Origin of the sequence: Vineibacter terrae (assembly GCF_008039615.1) — a bacterium.
Lineage (GTDB): Bacteria > Pseudomonadota > Alphaproteobacteria > Reyranellales > Reyranellaceae > Vineibacter > Vineibacter terrae.
Map to the genome: position 1 here is coordinate 1 of NZ_VDUZ01000074.1, position 16,230 is coordinate 16,230.

The following is a 16,230-nucleotide window of genomic DNA, read 5'->3' on the forward strand; positions in this document are numbered from 1 at the left end:
CCGCTCATGATGCGGCGCTGGAGCGCCGCGGCCCGACCAAAGGCATACCCTACAGCCGCGTTGCCTCGGCAATGATTTCCTGCGCTGCCTCGTCGAGCAGCTCGTCGAGGGTGTCGCGGCCCATCACCTGCTCGCGGCCGATCTCGAGCAGCACCGGCACGGCCAGCGGCGAGATCCGGTCCAATCGACGGTAGTCGATGCGGCCCTTGGCGCGCCGCAACAGGTCGCCGAGCCGGCGGATGTCGGCGAGTTGCCAGGCGGCGTCCTGGCGCGTGGCGCGCAGCAGGATGTGCTGCGGCTCGTGGCGGCGCAGGGCGTCGTAGATCAGGTCGGCGCTGAACGTGACCTGGCGGCGCGACTTCTCCTGGCCGGGGAAGCGGCGCTCGATCAGGCCGGCGATCACCGCCACGTTGCGGAACGAGCGGCGCAGCATCGACGACTCATCCATCCATGCTTCGAGGTCGTCGCCCAGCATGTCCTCGTCGAACAGAGCCTCGACCTGCCATGGCCGCGCCGGCTCGACGCCCCAGATGCCCAGCACATAGTCGGTGGCCACGAAACCCAGCGGCTTCAGCCCCATGCGCTCCATGCGCCGCGTCAGCAGCATGCCCAGGGTCTGGTGCGCGTTGCGTCCCTCGAAGCAATAGGCGACGAGGAACTGCCGCCTGCCGCGCGGGAAGCCCTCGACCAGCAGCCGGTCGGCGCCCGGCAAGGTCGAGCGCAGGCCCTGGATGCGCAGCCACTTGCGCACGTCGTCCGGCAGCGCCGCGTGGCGCGCCGGATCGGCGATGATGTCGCGCACCCGCCCGGCAAGATAGGTGCTCAGCGGCAGGCGCCCGCCGCCATAGGCCGGGATCTTGGGATCGCCGGCCTCGCGAACGCGGCTCACTTCCGCGTGCAGCTGGCGCACGCCGTCGAAGCGCAGCAGCTGGCCGGCGAAGATGAACGTGTCGCCCGGCACCAGGCCCTGGATGAAGATCTCCTCGACCTCGCCCAGCACCGGCCCGCCGCGCAGCTTCACCTTCATCAAGGGCTGCTCGACGATGGTGCCGACATTCATGCGGTATTGCCGCACCACGTCGGGCCGCGTCACCTCCCACCTGCCGTCGCTGCGCGGGAACAGGCGGCGCCATTTCTCGTACGCGGCCAGGGCATAGCCGCCGGTGGCCACGAAGTCGAAAGCGTCGTCGTAGTCGCGGCGCGACAGATCGCGGAAGGGTGCCGCGCGGCGCACCTCGTCGAAGAGCGCATCACGATCCAGCGGCGCCGAGCAGGCGCAACCCAGGATGTGCTGGGTCAGCGCGTCCAGGCAGGGCGGCCGCGGCGGGTCGCCGTCCAGCTCCCTTGCCGCGACCGCCTCCTGGGCTGCGATGCACTCCAGCACCTCGAAGCGGTTGCCCGGCGCCAGCAGGGCGCGGCTGGGCTCATCGAGACGATGGTTGGCGCGGCCCACGCGCTGCAGCAGCCGGCTCACGCCCTTGGGCGCGCCGACCTGGACCACGAGGTCGATGTCGCCCCAGTCGATCCCCAGGTCGAGGGAGCTGGTGGCGACCACGGCGCGCAGCTTGCCGGCCGACATCGCCGCCTCGACCTTGCGCCGCTGCTCGACCTCCAGGCTGCCGTGATGCAGGCCGATCGGCAGATTGTCGCTGTTGAGCCGCCACAGCCCGTCGAACGTCAGCTCGGCCTGGGCCCGCGTGTTCACGAACACCAGCGTCATCCGATGCTGACGGATGGCATTGTAGATGTCGGGCACGGTGTGCTGCGCCATGTGCCCGCCCCAGGGCACGCGCGCATCGGGATTGAGGATCGCGATTTGGGGCCGGGCGCCACCTTCCACCGTCACGACCTCGACGGGCGACGTGCCCAAGCGCAGCCAGTCGGCATACATCGGCGGATCGTCCACGGTCGCCGACAGGCCGACGAAGCGCGCCGGCGGCGCCATCGCCGCCAGCCGCGCCAGGCCCAGCGCCAGCAGGTGGCCGCGCTTGGTGGTGGCGATGGCGTGCAGCTCGTCGATCACGACGGTGCGCAGTCCCGAGAAGTAGTCGGCGGCATCAGGGTACGACAGCAGCAGCGCCAGCGACTCGGGCGTGGTCAGCAGCATCTGCGGCGGCCGCAGGCGCTGGCGCTCGCGGCGATTCTGCGGTGTGTCGCCGCTGCGCGTCTCGACGCGCACCTGCAGTCCCATCTCGCTGATCGGGGCCTGCAGGTTGCGGTGGATGTCGGTGGCCAGCGCCTTCAGCGGCGAAATGTAGAGCGTATGGACCGTCTCGGCCGCCGCGCCCGCCGCCGCCAGCGCGACCAGGCTGGGCAGGAACCCGGCCAGCGTCTTGCCGGCGCCGGTCGGCGCGATCAGCAGCACCGACTTCCCTTCGGCGGCCAGCCGCACCATATCGAGCTGATGCGGCCGCGGCGTCCACCCCCGCACCGCGAACCAGTCCGTGAAGCGGGGTGGGAGGTTGTCTTCGGTCGGGCCGCGCCGCTCCAGCGGCGCATTCTTCATTTCGGCGTGCGCCGCCATGCTGAGCTCCATCGCCAATTGGCGCGATCGTTCGTCAATCCCGCCTTCACGGGATTCTCTTCAATGTAGTGCAGTGCGGCGTCGTAGTGCCGAGCGTCACGAACAAAGCGATCAAAGTAATCAGTCTGCCAGAACGGGCCCGACCTCTCGAGATGACGGTTGGCAAAACGTGCCGTGAACTGCTTCCATGAGGCAACAATAGCGCCGAGCTGATAGCCACCCGCAACTTCAAGCATGACGTGAACATGATTTGGCATGACGCACCAAGCCAGCAGCCGATAGCGATTGCCGTCGAAGTGCAGCAGAGCATCTTCGACCAGCCGGGCCAGCACCGGGTCTCGCAACCAGCAGGCGCCTGATCCGTTGTCGAGCAGGGTTTCCAGCTTGTTGTTGCCGAGCAGATCGTCCGTCAGCATCTTCACGACATGGGCAGGCAGGCTGTCCGCCAATCGGAATGTCACTGTCTGCACGAGATCTGGCGCATCGAAATGCGGCAGATATCCGCGCGAATGCCAACCTTTTGGTTCCTCCATTGTTGAAGGATAGAGTGTGTTCGCCATCTAAAGAAGAGGCGCCGCTGGAGCGGCGCGGCCCGACCAAACCCAGATCCGCAAACTAGGCATGTCGTCTTCCCCGTCCCCCGCTGAGCCGCGTTCGTGGCTGACCACGACGTCCAAGGGGCTGTATTGCGTGCCGGGCGGTTTCTTCATCGATCCGGCGTGGCCGGTCGAGAAGGCGGTGGTCACGCACGGTCATGGCGACCATGCGCGGCCGGGGCACGGCGCCGTGCTGGCGACCCCCGAGACCGTCGAGATCATCAAGGTGCGGCTCGGCGCCGACACGATCGGCGATCTGCAGGCGGTGCGCTACGACGAGACGACGCGCATCGGCGAGGTGGATGTCCGCCTGGTGCCCGCCGGCCACATCCTGGGCAGCGCGCAGATCGTGCTGGACTGGCGCGGGGCGCGCATCGTGGTGTCGGGCGACTTCAAGCGGCGCGCCGATGCGACCTGCCCGCCGTTCGAGCCGGTGCCGTGCGATGTCTTCGTCACCGAGGCGACCTTCGCGCTGCCGGTGTTCCGCCATCCGCCCGACATGCAGGAGATCGCGCGCTTGCTGGGCTCGCTGCGCACCTTCCCCGATCGCTGCCACCTCGTGGGCGTCTATGCGCTGGGCAAGTGCCAGCGCGTGATCCGCCTGCTGCGGGCGGCCGGCTACGACCAGCGCATCTGGCTGCATGGCGGGCTGATGGCGATGTGCGACGTCTATAAGCGCGCCGGCATCGACCTCGGCGACATCGCCGCCGTCAGCGAGGCCGGCCCCGTGCGGCGCAACGACCTCTTCCAGCACCAGACGTTCAAGGGCGCGATCGTGCTGTGCCCGCCCTCGGCGCTGGGCGACCGCTGGACACGCCGCTTTCCCGAGCCCCTGCCCGTGGCCGCCTCGGGCTGGATGCGCGTGCGGGCGCGCGCCCGGCAGCGCGGCGTCGAGCTGCCGCTGGTGATCTCCGACCACGCCGACTGGGATGAGCTGGTCCAGACCGTGCGCGACATCCGGCCGGGCATGGTCTGGGTCACGCATGGCCGCGAGGATGCGCTGGTGCACCAGGCGCAGGCGATGGGCATCGCCGCCGAAGCGCTGCACCTTGCCGGCCGCGAGGAGGAAGGAAGCTGATGCAGCGCTTCGCCGAGCTGCTCGATTCGCTCGCCTTCCAGCCGGCCCGCAACGGCAAGCTGCGGCTGATGACCGCGTACATGCGCAGCGCGCCCGACCCCGACCGCGGCTATGCGCTGGCGGCGCTGACCGGCGCGCTCGACCTGCCCAACGCCAAGCCGGCGCTGCTGCGCGAGTTCGGCGTGCAGCGTCTGGGCGAGACGCTCTTCGTGCTGAGCTACGACTATGTCGGCGACCTCGCCGAGACCCTGGCGCTGATCTGGGAGCCGGCGGACCAGGCCGGCGTCGGACACAACCGGCCGCCGCCGTCGCTGGCGGAGGTGGTCGAGACCTTGCGTCAGGCCAGCAAGCGCGAGACGCCGCAGCTGCTGGAGCGCTGGCTCGACGGGCTGGACGCGACCGGCCGCTGGGCGCTCCTGAAGCTGCTGACGGGCGCGCTGCGCGTGGGCGTCTCGGCGCGCCTGGCGAAGCAGGCCATCGCCGACCTCGGCCAGCGCGACATCGCTGCCGTCGAGGAGGTCTGGCATACGCTGGAGCCGCCCTACCAGGCGCTGTTCGACTGGCTCGAGGATCGCGCCCCGCGCCCCGATCCCGGCGCCGCGCCGGTGTTCCGGCCCGTGATGCTGGCCACGGCGCTGGAGGATGCCGATATCGGCGGCCTCGATCCGGCCGCCTACCGCGCCGAGTGGAAATGGGACGGCATCCGCGTCCAGCTCGTGGCCGGGCCGGGCCACCGGCGCATCTTCTCGCGCGCCGCGGACGAAGCCACCTCGGCCTTTCCCGACATCGTCGAGGCGATGGACTTCAGCGCCGTGCTCGACGGCGAGCTGCTGGTTGCGCATCGCGCCGACGACGGCGCGCTACAGGTGGCGCCGTTCAACGATCTGCAGCAGCGCCTCAACCGCAAGCAGACGACCGCGAAGCTGATGCAGGATCATCCGGCGCATGTCCGCCTCTACGATGCCCTGCTGATCGACGGCGAGGACCTGCGCGCCCTGCCGTTCGACGAACGCCGCGCGCGCCTGGAAGCCTGGCACGCGGCGCGGCCGCGTCCCCGTCTGGACCTGTCGCCGATGGTGCCGTTCACGTCATGGGACGAGCTGGCCAGGCTGCGCACCGGCACGCGCGAGGCCAGCATCGAAGGCCTGATGCTCAAGCGCGGCGACAGCCCCTATGTCGCCGGCCGCCCCAAGGGACCGTGGTTCAAATGGAAGCGCGCAGCGCTCACGGTGGAATGCGTGCTGATGTACGCCCAGCGCGGCCACGGCAAGCGCAGCTCGTTCTACTCCGACTACACGTTCGGCTGCTGGCGCCGAAGCGATGGCGGCACGCCCGAGCTGGTGCCGGTGGGCAAGGCCTATTTCGGCTTCACCGACGAGGAGCTGATGAAGCTCGACAAGTGGGTGCGCGATCACACGACCAGCCGCTTCGGGCCGGTGCGCGAGGTCGCGCCCGGACTGGTGCTGGAGATCGCCTTCGACAGCGTGCACCGTTCGAGCCGGCACAAATCCGGTGTCGCCATGCGCTTTCCCCGCGTGCACCGCATCCGCTGGGACAAGCCGGCCGCCGAGGCCGACGCGCTCGCGACCCTGGAGCGGATGATCGCAGGCTGAGATCGTGGGAAACGAACTGCACTGTGGCCATTTCATGGTCCCGCGTTTCGTGCTATATGACTAGTCATATGTCTGAGAACAGCAATGCCGGCATCCAGCAAAACGACAAGCAACGCCACTCGGCGCTACCGTGAACGCATGCGCGCTCTGGGGTTTCGGCAGGTCAACCTTTGGCTGCCTGACACGCGCTCGCCCGCCTTCGTCAAGGAGTGCCGGCGACAATCAAGACTTGCATCACAGCGGCACGATGACGTCGACGCCCTGCTCGATGAAGCCCTGAGCGATGTCGAGGGCTGGACCAGATGACCCGCGGCGACGTCGTCACCGTGGCTCTGCAAGGTGACTATGGCAAGCCGCGTCCGGCGCTCGTCGTTCAGGCCAACGCGTTCAACGATACGCACGCATCGATAACGGTCCTGCCAATCACGAGCGAGCTGCTGGCCACGCCACTATTTCGCATTACACTTGACCCGCTGCCCGCCAACGGCTTGCGCGCCGTGTCTCAGGTAATGGTCGACAAGATCATCAGCATCAGGCGCGAGCGAATTGGCCGGCAGATCGGTCGCGTCGACGACGATACGATGGTGCGTGTCGGCCGTGCCATGGCTGTATGGCTCGGCATCGCCTGAGCATGTCGCAAGGCTGGAGCATAGGCGTCGCAAGGTCCCGGCGCCGCCGGACCGGATGGCACCTTTACCCGCACCCACTTTAGGGTCGAAACCACGCCTTTCCCGCCCTACATTGTCGGCATGATCGACCCGTTCGGCCGTGCCATCACGTATCTGCGCGTCTCGGTGACGGACCGCTGCGATTTCCGCTGCGTCTACTGCATGGCCGAGGACATGACGTTCCTGCCCAAGGCCGATCTCCTGACCCTGGAAGAGCTGGAGCGCGTCTGCGCCGCCTTCATCGGGCTGGGGGTCAGGAAGATCCGGCTGACCGGCGGCGAGCCGCTGGTGCGCAAGAACGTGATGTCGCTGGTGCAGGGCCTGGCCGGGCATCTCGGCGATGGCGGCCTGGATGAGCTTACGCTCACCACCAACGCCAGCCAGCTCGGCAAGCATGCCGACGAGCTGGCCCGGCTGGGCGTGAAGCGCATCAACGTCTCGCTCGACACCCTGGATGCCGACAAGTTCCGGGCGCTGACCCGCTGGGGCGATCTGGCCCAGGTGATGCGCGGCATCGATGCCGCCCAGCAAGCCGGCCTGCAGGTCAAGATCAACGCCGTGGCGCTGAAGGGCGTGAACGACGCGGAGTTCGACGACCTGATCCGCTGGAGCCATGGCCGCGGCATGGACCTGACCCTGATCGAGGTCATGCCCATGGGCGAGATCGGCACCGCCACCCGTCTGGACCAGTATCTGCCGCTGTCGATGGCGCGCGCCGACTTGGCGAAGCGCTGGACGCTGACCGATCTCGACTACACGACCGGCGGCCCGGCCCGCTACGTGCGCGTCGAGGAAACCGGTGGCCGGCTGGGGTTCATCACGCCGCTGACCCACAATTTCTGCGAGGCGTGCAATCGCGTGCGGCTGACCTGCACCGGCACGCTCTACATGTGCCTGGGCCAGGAGGATGCCGCCGACCTGCGCGCGCCGCTGCGCCAGAGCGAAAGCGACGGGCTGCTGGTCGACGCCATCCACGCCGCCATCGGACGCAAGCCCAAGGGCCACGACTTCGTGATCGACCGCCGCCACAATCGACCGGCCGTGCCGCGGCATATGAGCGTCACCGGCGGCTGAACCGGACGCAGGCCATGGCCCTTGACGACAGATTCGCCAAGGCCTTGCTCAAGAAGGCCCACCGCGGATTCAACGGTTATCCCATTGCGACCGTCGCCTATTACGGTCCGGACGACAGGCGCGCTTCGAAGGTCGCCGTCAGCGTCCTCATGGCTCAGGACGAGGACATAGCCGAGCTGCGCCGCTGGTTCTCCGAGCACGGCGACGTGCGCCGGGACGCCACTGTCCAACGCGCGATCCTCGAATTCATCCGTCGGCATGACGCCCAATCCGTGGCCATCGGCGATGGGATCATGGGGTGCCCGCATGAGGAGGGCATCGACTACCCGGACGGCGAGGCATGCCCGCAATGCCCCTTCTGGGCCGGCCGGAAGCGCCCCATCGGCAAGCTCATGCGCTGAGCCGTTACCTGCCCGATCCCGGACCTTGGGCATCCCTGCGCGCAGGGATGCGACGTGACATCGCTCGCATATCTGCCCTACAATAATTGCAGGCCTCGACGAACAGAGGCCCTGGGAGGCGACCATGGGCTCACCAGGGAGGAGTCATCGCCGGCTGCCGCAAGCGCCTGATCGCAAGACGTCCATACAGGAAGCGGCCCTGCTCCCGATCAGCCGCCGCCAGGCTTTGGCGCTGGGTGGCGCCGCGCTGCTGGCCGGCAGCGCCGGCGACGCGCGTGCCGCGAGCCCGCAGGGACAGCTGACCTGGGCGGTGCACGTCTCGCTGGCGCCGACCTGGTTCGATCCGGCCGAGACGCCGGGCATGATCACGCCCTTCATGCTGCTCTACGCCCTGCACGACGCCATGGTGAAGCCCATGCCCGGACAGACGGCGGCGCCATGCCTGGCGGACGCCTGGAAGATGGCGCCGGACGGGCTGAGCTACGAGTTCACGGTGCGCAAGGATGTGACGTTCCACAATGGCGAGCCCGTGACGGCGGAGGACGTGAAGTTCTCGTTCGAACGCTATCGCGGCACCTCGGCGTCGGTGATGAAGGAGCGCGTGGCCGCGGTGGAGACGCCGGATGCGCGCACCGTTCGCTTCGTGCTGAAGAAGCCGTGGCCCGACTTCCTCACCTTCTATTCATCCGCCACCGGGGCGGGCTGGATCGTGCCGAAAAAATACATCCAGCAGGTCGGCGAGGAAGGCTTCAAGAAGGCGCCGATCGGGGCAGGACCTTACAAGTTCGTGTCCTTCACGCCGGGTGTGGAGCTGGTGTTCGAGGCGTTCGAGGGCTACTGGCGCAAGTTGCCCAGCGTGAAGCGGCTGGTGCTGAAGGTGATCCCGGAGGAGTCGACGCGGCTGGCCGCCTTGAAGCGCGGCGAGGTCGACATCGCCTATTCCATCCGCGGCGAGCTGGCCGAGGAGCTGCAGCGCACACCCGGCTTCACCCTGAAGCCGGTCGTGATCCAGGGCACCTTCTGGCTCTATTTCCCGGAGCAGTGGGATCCGAAATCACCCTGGCACGACCTGCGCGTGCGCGAGGCCGCGGCGCTGGCGATGGACTACAAATCCATCAATGAGGCGCTGACGCTCGGCTACTCCAGGGTCGCCAACAGCATCATCCCGGACAGCTTCGAGTTCTTCTGGAAGCCGCCGCCCGCGGTATACGACCCCAGGCAGGCGAAGGCGCTGCTGGCGGCAGCCGGCTTCAGGAACGGCTTCGATGCCGGCGACTACTATTGCGATGCCTCCTACGCCAACCTGGCGGAAGCGGTGCTGAACAACCTGCAGGAGGTGGGCATCCGCGTGAAGCTGCGGCCGCTGGAGCGCGCCGCCTTCTTCAGCGCCTACGCCGAGAAGAAGCTGAAGAACATCATCCAGGCTGCGTCCGGCGCCTTCGGCAACGCGGCAACGCGGCTGGATGCTTTCGTCATGAAGGGTGGCACCTACGCCTACGGTCACTACGATGACCTGGAGGCGCTGTTCGCCGAGCAGGCGGTGGAGCTGGATCAGAAGAAGCGCACCGAGCTGCTGCACAAGATCCAGCGGCTGGTGCACGAGCGGGTGATCTATGCGCCCATCTGGCAGCTCGCCTTCATCAACGGCCAGGGCAAGCGCGTGCGCGAATCGGCGCTGGGGCTGATCGAAGGCCATGCCTACTCCGCACCTTATGAGGACGTGACGATCAACACGGGCTGAGACATCGACGCCGCGCCCGCCACCGCAACAGCAAGGGATGGGACGACGATGAAGCACTATATCGCCCGCCGCGTCGGCTACTCGCTGCTGTCTCTGCTGCTCCTGTCGCTGACCATCTTCCTGTTCGTGCGCGTCACCGGCGATCCGGCGAGCCTGCTGGTGGAACCGGGCGCGAGCCCGCAGGACATCGAGAATGTCCATCGCCAGCTCGGCCTCGATCAGCCGCTCTGGGTGCAATACTGGCAATTCATCGCCAGCCTGGCGCAGGGCGATCTCGGCCAATCGTTCTACTACCGCACGCCGGTGCTCGATCTCTACTTCCAGCGCCTGCCCAACTCGCTGCTGCTGGCGGCGGTGGCGATGGCCTTCTCGCTGCTGATCGGCATCCCCAGCGGCATCATCGCCGCGGTGCGCGTCGGCCGGATGTGGGACAGCGCCGGAAAGATCTTCGCGTTGCTGGGCCTGTCCCTGCCCTCCTTCTGGGTCGGCCTGGTGCTGATCCTGGTCTTCACCGTCTGGCTCGGCTGGCTGCCCTCCTCCGGCTCCGGCACCGCGCTGCACGTGCTGATGCCGGCCTTCGCGCTCGGCTGGTATTTCGCCGCGGCTCACATGCGCCTCACGCGGTCTTCCATGCTCGAGGTCCTCGGCTCCGAGTACGTGAAGCTGGCGCGCCTGAAGGGCCTGCCCGAGGCGCTGGTGATCGGCAAGCACGCGTTCAAGAACGCGCTCATTCCCGTCATCACGCTCGCCGGCATCAACCTCGTCGTGATGATCAATGTCGCCGTCGTGGTGGAGATGGTGTTCGCCTGGCCCGGAATCGGCCGGCTGCTCTACGAAGGTATCAGCTTCCGCGACTTTCCCGTCGTGCAGGGCGTCGTGGTGATCGGTGGCGCCATGATCATCCTGGTCAACCTGGCCATCGATATCGTCTACGCGCTGATCGACCCCCGCATCCGTCTGGCAGGGTGATGGTCATGAGCGTCACGACACACCCGACGGCCGTCCCCGCCCCGGCGCCGATTGCGTTCTGGCGGCTGAAGGGCTTTCCGCTGATACCTGTCCTGATCCTGCTGCTGATCGCGCTCGTCGCGATCTTCGCCGACGTGCTGGCGCCTTATGATCCCGAGATCGGCAGCCTGGCGCGCCGCTTCCGCCCGCCCGCCTGGCAGGAAGGCGGCAGCATGGCGCACCTGCTCGGCACCGATCATGTCGGGCGTGACGTGCTGTCGCGGCTGATGTACGGCGCCCGCGTCTCGATGATCGTGGGCCTCGCCGCGGTGCTGTTCGCCGGCGTGCTGGGGACGTTCCTGGGCATCGTCTCCGGCTATCTCGGCGGCTGGGTCGACCAGGTGATCATGCGCCTGACCGACACCTGGCTGGCGCTGCCCGGGCTGACTTTCGCCATCTTCCTGGCCGCCATCGTCGGGCCCAGCGAGCTGAACATCATCTTCATCCTGGGCGGCGTTTACTGGACGCGCTACGCCCGCGTGATCCGCAGCGAGGTCCTGTCGCTGAAGGAACGGGAGTTCGTGAACCTCGCCATCGTCGCCGGCTGCTCCCGGCGCGCCATCATGTGGCACCACATCCTGCCCAACGTGATCAACTCGGCCGTCGTGCTCGCGACGCTGATGCTGGGCATCGTCATCGTGACCGAGGCCGCCCTCTCCTTCCTCGGCGTCGGGGTGCCGCCACCCCGGCCGGCCTGGGGGCTGATGCTGGCCGACGGCAAGAAGGGGCTGATGGTGGGCTACTGGTGGCTCACCGTGCTGCCCGGCCTGTGCATCATGCTGATGGTGCTGTCCGCCAACCTGCTGGGCGACTGGCTGCGCGTGAAGCTCGACCCGCAGCTGCGCCAATTGTGAGGTCGGCATGACCCGAGCGACCTTGCAGCGGATCGACCAGTCGTCATCCCGAGCGCAGCGAGGGATCTCCCGCGAATGGGGGCTCCCTTCCCGGGAGATCCCTCGCTGCGCTCGGGATGACGGGTTGATCGTGAAAGCTGACACGCCGGCCGCGCCATGACCGCAGAACCGCTGCTGTCCCTCGAGAACCTCTCCACCCACTACGTCTCCCAGCAGGGCAGCCGCGTGGTGCGCGCCGTCGACGACGTGACGCTGAGCCTGAACGCCGGCGAGTCGCTGGGCATCGTCGGCGAATCCGGTTCCGGCAAGACCACGCTGGCATTGACGATCCTGCGTCTGCTGCCGCCTGCGGCACGCATCGTCTCCGGCCGATTGGTGTTCGATGGTGAGGATCTGCGAACGAAATCCGACAGCGAGATGCGCCGCGTGCGCGGCAAGCGCATCGCGATGGTCCTGCAGGACCCCATGGCCTCGCTGAACCCCCTCTTCTCCATCGGCGATCAGGTCGGCGAGCCGATCCGCGTGCATGAAGGCGCCAGCCGGGCCAGCGCCTGGCAACGTGCCGTGGGCCTGCTCAAGTCGGTGCGCATCGCCTCACCTGAAATGCGCGTGCGGCAGTACCCGCACGAGATGTCAGGCGGCATGCGCCAGCGCATCGTCGGCGCCATCGGCATCTCGTGCGGGCCTCGCCTGCTGATCGCCGACGAGCCCACCACCAGCCTCGACCTCACCATCCAGGCCCAGTACCTGGACCTGCTGCGCGACCTGCAGCGCCGGCACGCGCTGACCCTGATCTTCATCACCCACAACCTCGGCATCGTCGCCAGGATGTGCAACCGGCTCGCCGTCATGTATGCCGGACGCGTGGTCGAGCAGGGGCCGGTGGCGCGCATCTTCAACGCGCCGGCGCATCCCTACACGCAGGCCCTGCTCGGCTCACTGCCGCGCATGAGCGACGAGCGCGAACGCCTGACTGCCATCGAGGGGCAGCCGCCCGATCTCGCCTCGCTGCCGCCAGGCTGCGCTTTCGCGGCGCGCTGCCCGATGGCCTTCGCACGCTGCGCTGCCGAGGCGCCGCCGGAATTCACCCTTGGCGAAGGGCGCACAGCACGCTGCTGGCTGGCGGCACCGGCCACCGCCAGAGCACCCCTCTCCGCCCACGCAGTGGGGGGAGAAGGAGGGGCCCATGCCGAAGGCATCGGAGGGTGAGGTGGGTGTCGAGGCAGCACAAAATCTCGCTGGCGAAGAATCCGGTTGGCCGCGCCACCCACCTCACCTTCCCACCGCGCTGCGCGCGATGGGCCCCTTCCTCTCCCCCCGCTTCGCGGGCGGAGAGGAGCTGATGACGCGGAGTGGCGTGGCATGAGCGCTCTTCTGGAAGCCGCCGGGTTGAGCAAGCATTTCCCGGCAAGGCGCGGCCTCTTTGGCGGCGACCATGGCGTCGTGCGTGCCGTCGACGACATTTCGTTCAGCATCGACAACGGCAGGACCCTGGGCGTGGTCGGCGAATCCGGCTGCGGCAAGACGACCACCGCGAAGCTGGTGCTGGGGCTGGAAACGCCCACCGCGGGCGCCATCCGCTTCGACGGCCGCGACCTGGCCGGCCTCGATGCCGTGGGGCGGCGGCACTACCGCAAGTCCGTCCAGGCCGTGTTCCAGGACCCGTTCGCTTCGCTGAGCCCGCGCATGCGCATCAGCGCCATCATCGCCGAACCGCTGATCACCAACGAGGCCGTCACAGCAACCGACGTCCGTCGCCGCGTGCTGGAGCTGCTCGATCTGGTCGGCCTGCCGCAACGGTCCGCCGACCTCTTCCCGCACGAGTTCTCCGGCGGCCAGCGCCAGCGCATCGCCATCGCCCGGGCGCTTGCCGTCTCACCGAAGCTGGTGGTGCTGGACGAGCCCGTCTCGGCGCTGGATGTCTCGATCCGCGCCCAGATCCTCAACCTGCTGCGCGACCTGCAGGACCGTCTCGGCCTGTCCTACCTCTTCATCGCCCACGACCTCGCCGCCGTCGCCCATATGAGCCACGAGATCGTGGTGATGTACCTGGGCAAGATCGTCGAGGCCGGCGATGCCCGCACGCTGGCGCGCCATCCGAAGCACCCCTACACCCAGGCGCTGTTCTCCGCCGCCCTGCCCAGCCACCCCGAGGAGCGGCGCGAGGAGGTCGTGCTCGCGGGCGAGGTGCCGAGCCCGCTCAAGCCGCCCGCCGGCTGCCGCTTCCACCCGCGCTGCCCGCACGCCATGCCGCGCTGCGCGCAGGCGGCGCCGGCGCTGATTCAGGTGGAAGGCCGGATGGTGGCCTGCCACCTGTATGGGACCTAAGCCTCCGCCGGCTCCAGCGCGGCCAGCACCTTGGGCGGCGACATGGGCAGGCTGTCGAAGCGGTGCCCCACGGCACCGTGCAGCGCATTGGCCACGGCGGCCAGCGACGGCACCAGCGGTACCTCGCCGACCCCGCGCACACCTTGGGGATGCTTCGGGTTGGGCACCTCGATGATCACCGTGTCGAGCATCGGCAGGTCGGAGGCGACCGGCATGCGATAGTCGAGGAAGCTCGGGTTATCGACCCGGCCGTGCTTGTCGTAGATGTATTCCTCGTTCAGCGCCCAGCCGATGCCCTGCGCCACGCCGCCCTGCATCTGGCCCTCGACGTAGCTCGGGTGGATTGCGCGGCCGACGTCCTGGATGCAGGTGAAGCGCGTCACCGCGACCTTGCCGGTGGCGCGGTCGACCTCGACGTCGCAGATATGCGTGGCGAAGCCGCCCTCCGCCCCCGTGGTGTTGAGCGACACGCCGGCGCCGATCGGACCGCCGGTCTCGCTCGCCCGGGCCGCCAGCTGGGCCAGCGACAGCGGCTCGAACTTGCCGGCGTTGTCGCCGGCCGGCCGCGCCTGGCCGTTGTCCCAGGTGACGGCCTCCGGGTCGATCTTCCAGATCTTGGCCGCCCGCTGGCGCAGCGTGGTGATGACCTGCTCGGTCGATTTCGTGACCACCATCGCCGACGCGTAGGTCACGCGGCTGCCGCCGGTGAGGTTGCTGAAGCCGATGCTGCTGGTGTCGCCGATCAGGACCTGGATCTTGCTGTGGTCGATGCCCAGCAGCTCGGCCGTGATGTTGGCGGTCGAGGCGCGCGAGCCGCCGATATCGGGATGGCCGGTGATCACGACCACCGTGCCGTCCTCGTTGACGTTGACCTGGGCGCTCGATTCGCCGCCGGCGTTGAACCAGAACCCGCTCGCCACGCCGCGTCCCTGGTTGGGGGCCAGCGGCGCCATGTAGTGTGGATGCGCCAGCGCCGCCTTCAGCGTCTCCTCGTATCCGATCACCGGGAAGGTCGGACCATAGGCCGCCTTCGTCCCCTGCTTGGCGGCGTTCTTCAGCCGCAGCTGCAGCGGATCCATCTTCAGGGCCTGCGCCAGCTCGTCGAGCACGCACTCGGCCGCGTACGCGCCGATCGGGGCGCCCGGCGCGCGGTATGCCGCCACCTTCGAGCGGTTCGACACGACGTCGAAGCCGACCGCATGGACGTTCGGAATGTCGTAAGGCGAGAACGCGCAGCCCGCGGCGCCGCGGATCGGCGAGCCGGGGAAGGCGCCGGCCTGCAGGTAGTAGATGCCCTTCGCGGCGACGATCTTGCCGTCCCGGGTGGCGCCGATCTTCACCGTGCTGGATGATCCCGACGTCGGTCCGGACGCCCGGAACACCTCCTCCCGGGTCATCGTCATCTTCACCGGCCGGCCCGACTTGCGGGCCAGGACCAGCGCGACGGGCTCCAGGTAGACGATGGTCTTGCCGCCGAAGCCGCCGCCGATCTCCGCCGGAATCGCGCGGATGTCGCTCTGCGCCGTGCCTGTCAGGTAGGCGCACATGGCCCGCACCATGAACTGGCCCTGGCTGGAGCTCCAGATCGTGGCCTTGCCGTCGGGCGCCACGCTCACCAGGCAGGCATGCGGCTCGATGTAGCCCTGATGCACGGGCTCGGTCTTGAAGCTGCGCTCGACGATCACGTCGGCCGCGGCGAAGCCGGCCTCGACGTCGCCCAGCTTGTGCTCGATCTTGCCGGCGATGTTGGAGGGCTTGCCCTCGAACTGGATGTGGCCGTGCAGGATAGGCGCGCCGGGCGCCATCGCCGCGTCGACGTCGATCACCCAGGGCAGCACCTCGTAGTCGACCTCGATCAGCGTCAGCGCCTGGGCCGCGATCTGCTGCGACGTCGCGGCCACGGCCGCCACGGGATGCCCGGCGAACAGCGCCTTGTCGCGCGCCATCACGTTGCGGCACATCCAGCGCATGTCCTGGATGCCCAGCATCACCGACTTGTCGATCGGGAAGTCCACGAGGTCCCTGCTCGTCATGACGGCCTTCACGCCCGGCAGCGCCGCCGCCTTGTCCGTGTTGATCGACCTGATCCGGGCATGCGGATGCGGGCTGCGCAGGATCTTGCCCCAGATCATCCCGGGCATCGTGGTGTCGGCGGCGTAGGCCGCGCGTCCCGTGACCTTGTCCATGCCATCCGGCCGCGGCGTGCGCTTGCCGATCCACTTGTTGTCCGGATTGTCGATGCTCATGGGTTCACCCTGTCCTGCTGGATGAGCGTTTCCTGCCGCCAGTGTAGCAAACCCCGTCATGACCTGACGATCAATGCCGGTTGCGTCTCGTGCAGGGCT

14 protein-coding genes are annotated in these 16,230 nt (G+C 68.3%); 11 read left to right on the forward strand and 3 right to left on the reverse strand.

Annotated features, from left to right (window positions below):
- Positions 1–49: 49 nt before the first annotated feature.
- On the reverse strand, positions 50–2,506 hold the full coding sequence (locus FHP25_RS37880) for a ligase-associated DNA damage response DEXH box helicase (RefSeq protein ID WP_147852224.1): 2,457 nt from the start codon (positions 2,504–2,506) through the stop codon (positions 50–52).
- A complete protein-coding gene (locus FHP25_RS37885; protein ID WP_147852196.1) occupies positions 2,503–3,084 on the reverse strand; it encodes a transposase in 582 nt (193 codons plus the stop codon). The genes FHP25_RS37880 and FHP25_RS37885 overlap by 4 nt, the downstream gene beginning before the upstream one ends.
- Positions 3,085–3,145: 61 nt before the next feature.
- Here FHP25_RS37885 and FHP25_RS37890 point away from each other — a divergent pair, with 61 nt between their 5' ends.
- The 11 genes from FHP25_RS37890 (at position 3,146) to FHP25_RS37940 (ending at position 13,885) form a co-directional block, all read left to right on the forward strand.
- Positions 3,146–4,198, forward strand: coding sequence for a ligase-associated DNA damage response exonuclease (locus FHP25_RS37890; protein WP_147852197.1), 1,053 nt, complete (start codon positions 3,146–3,148; stop codon positions 4,196–4,198).
- Positions 4,198–5,811: a cisplatin damage response ATP-dependent DNA ligase gene (locus tag FHP25_RS37895; protein WP_147852198.1), complete on the forward strand. Its 1,614-nt coding sequence runs from the start codon at positions 4,198–4,200 to the stop codon at positions 5,809–5,811. The genes FHP25_RS37890 and FHP25_RS37895 overlap by 1 nt, the downstream gene beginning before the upstream one ends.
- 84 nt (positions 5,812–5,895) lie before the next feature.
- Entirely contained in the window at positions 5,896–6,117 is a 222-nt protein-coding gene (locus tag FHP25_RS37900) for an antitoxin MazE family protein (protein WP_147852199.1), read from the forward strand.
- Positions 6,114–6,440, forward strand: coding sequence for a type II toxin-antitoxin system PemK/MazF family toxin (locus tag FHP25_RS37905; protein WP_147852200.1), 327 nt, complete (start codon positions 6,114–6,116; stop codon positions 6,438–6,440). The genes FHP25_RS37900 and FHP25_RS37905 overlap by 4 nt, the downstream gene beginning before the upstream one ends.
- Before the next feature lie 120 nt (positions 6,441–6,560).
- The gene (gene moaA, locus FHP25_RS37910; protein ID WP_147852201.1) at positions 6,561–7,553 is read left to right on the forward strand and encodes a GTP 3',8-cyclase MoaA; all 993 of its coding nucleotides are present in this window, start codon (positions 6,561–6,563) and stop codon (positions 7,551–7,553) included.
- 14 nt (positions 7,554–7,567) lie between these two features.
- A complete protein-coding gene (locus FHP25_RS37915; RefSeq protein WP_147852202.1) occupies positions 7,568–7,954 on the forward strand; it encodes a hypothetical protein in 387 nt (128 codons plus the stop codon).
- 124 nt (positions 7,955–8,078) lie between these two features.
- The gene (locus FHP25_RS37920; protein WP_147852203.1) at positions 8,079–9,695 is read left to right on the forward strand and encodes an ABC transporter substrate-binding protein; all 1,617 of its coding nucleotides are present in this window, start codon (positions 8,079–8,081) and stop codon (positions 9,693–9,695) included.
- 48 nt (positions 9,696–9,743) lie between these two features.
- Positions 9,744–10,664 carry an ABC transporter permease gene (locus tag FHP25_RS37925; protein ID WP_147852204.1) on the forward strand — a complete coding sequence of 307 codons (921 nt, stop codon included), beginning with the start codon at positions 9,744–9,746 and terminating at the stop codon, positions 10,662–10,664.
- 5 nt (positions 10,665–10,669) lie between these two features.
- Complete coding sequence (locus FHP25_RS37930) at positions 10,670–11,557, forward strand: ABC transporter permease (RefSeq protein ID WP_147852205.1); 888 nt, start codon at positions 10,670–10,672, stop codon at positions 11,555–11,557.
- A 156-nt stretch (positions 11,558–11,713) separates the two neighbouring features.
- Positions 11,714–12,766, forward strand: a complete 1,053-nt coding sequence (locus FHP25_RS37935; protein ID WP_147852206.1) for an ABC transporter ATP-binding protein — start codon at positions 11,714–11,716, stop codon at positions 12,764–12,766.
- A gap of 153 nt (positions 12,767–12,919) precedes the next feature.
- The gene (locus FHP25_RS37940) at positions 12,920–13,885 is read left to right on the forward strand and encodes an ABC transporter ATP-binding protein (RefSeq protein WP_147852207.1); all 966 of its coding nucleotides are present in this window, start codon (positions 12,920–12,922) and stop codon (positions 13,883–13,885) included.
- Here FHP25_RS37940 and FHP25_RS37945 read toward each other — a convergent pair.
- Complete coding sequence (locus FHP25_RS37945) at positions 13,882–16,131, reverse strand: xanthine dehydrogenase family protein molybdopterin-binding subunit (protein ID WP_147852208.1); 2,250 nt, start codon at positions 16,129–16,131, stop codon at positions 13,882–13,884. The genes FHP25_RS37940 and FHP25_RS37945 overlap by 4 nt on opposite strands.
- Positions 16,132–16,230: the final 99 nt, after the last annotated feature.

Bases quoted from the DNA above. Each gene is read 5' to 3' on its own strand.
- FHP25_RS37880 (WP_147852224.1), bottom strand. From the start codon at position 2,506: ATGAAGAATGCGCCGCTGGAGCGGCGCGGCCCGACCGAAGACAACCTC.
- FHP25_RS37885 (WP_147852196.1), bottom strand. From the start codon at position 3,084: ATGGCGAACACACTCTATCCTTCAACAATGGAGGAACCAAAAGGTTGG.
- FHP25_RS37890 (WP_147852197.1), top strand. From the start codon at position 3,146: ATGTCGTCTTCCCCGTCCCCCGCTGAGCCGCGTTCGTGGCTGACCACG.
- FHP25_RS37895 (WP_147852198.1), top strand. From the start codon at position 4,198: ATGCAGCGCTTCGCCGAGCTGCTCGATTCGCTCGCCTTCCAGCCGGCC.
- FHP25_RS37900 (WP_147852199.1), top strand. From the start codon at position 5,896: ATGCCGGCATCCAGCAAAACGACAAGCAACGCCACTCGGCGCTACCGT.
- FHP25_RS37905 (WP_147852200.1), top strand. From the start codon at position 6,114: ATGACCCGCGGCGACGTCGTCACCGTGGCTCTGCAAGGTGACTATGGC.
- moaA (WP_147852201.1), top strand. From the start codon at position 6,561: ATGATCGACCCGTTCGGCCGTGCCATCACGTATCTGCGCGTCTCGGTG.
- FHP25_RS37915 (WP_147852202.1), top strand. From the start codon at position 7,568: ATGGCCCTTGACGACAGATTCGCCAAGGCCTTGCTCAAGAAGGCCCAC.
- FHP25_RS37920 (WP_147852203.1), top strand. From the start codon at position 8,079: ATGGGCTCACCAGGGAGGAGTCATCGCCGGCTGCCGCAAGCGCCTGAT.
- FHP25_RS37925 (WP_147852204.1), top strand. From the start codon at position 9,744: ATGAAGCACTATATCGCCCGCCGCGTCGGCTACTCGCTGCTGTCTCTG.
- FHP25_RS37930 (WP_147852205.1), top strand. From the start codon at position 10,670: ATGAGCGTCACGACACACCCGACGGCCGTCCCCGCCCCGGCGCCGATT.
- FHP25_RS37935 (WP_147852206.1), top strand. From the start codon at position 11,714: ATGACCGCAGAACCGCTGCTGTCCCTCGAGAACCTCTCCACCCACTAC.
- FHP25_RS37940 (WP_147852207.1), top strand. From the start codon at position 12,920: ATGAGCGCTCTTCTGGAAGCCGCCGGGTTGAGCAAGCATTTCCCGGCA.
- FHP25_RS37945 (WP_147852208.1), bottom strand. From the start codon at position 16,131: ATGAGCATCGACAATCCGGACAACAAGTGGATCGGCAAGCGCACGCCG.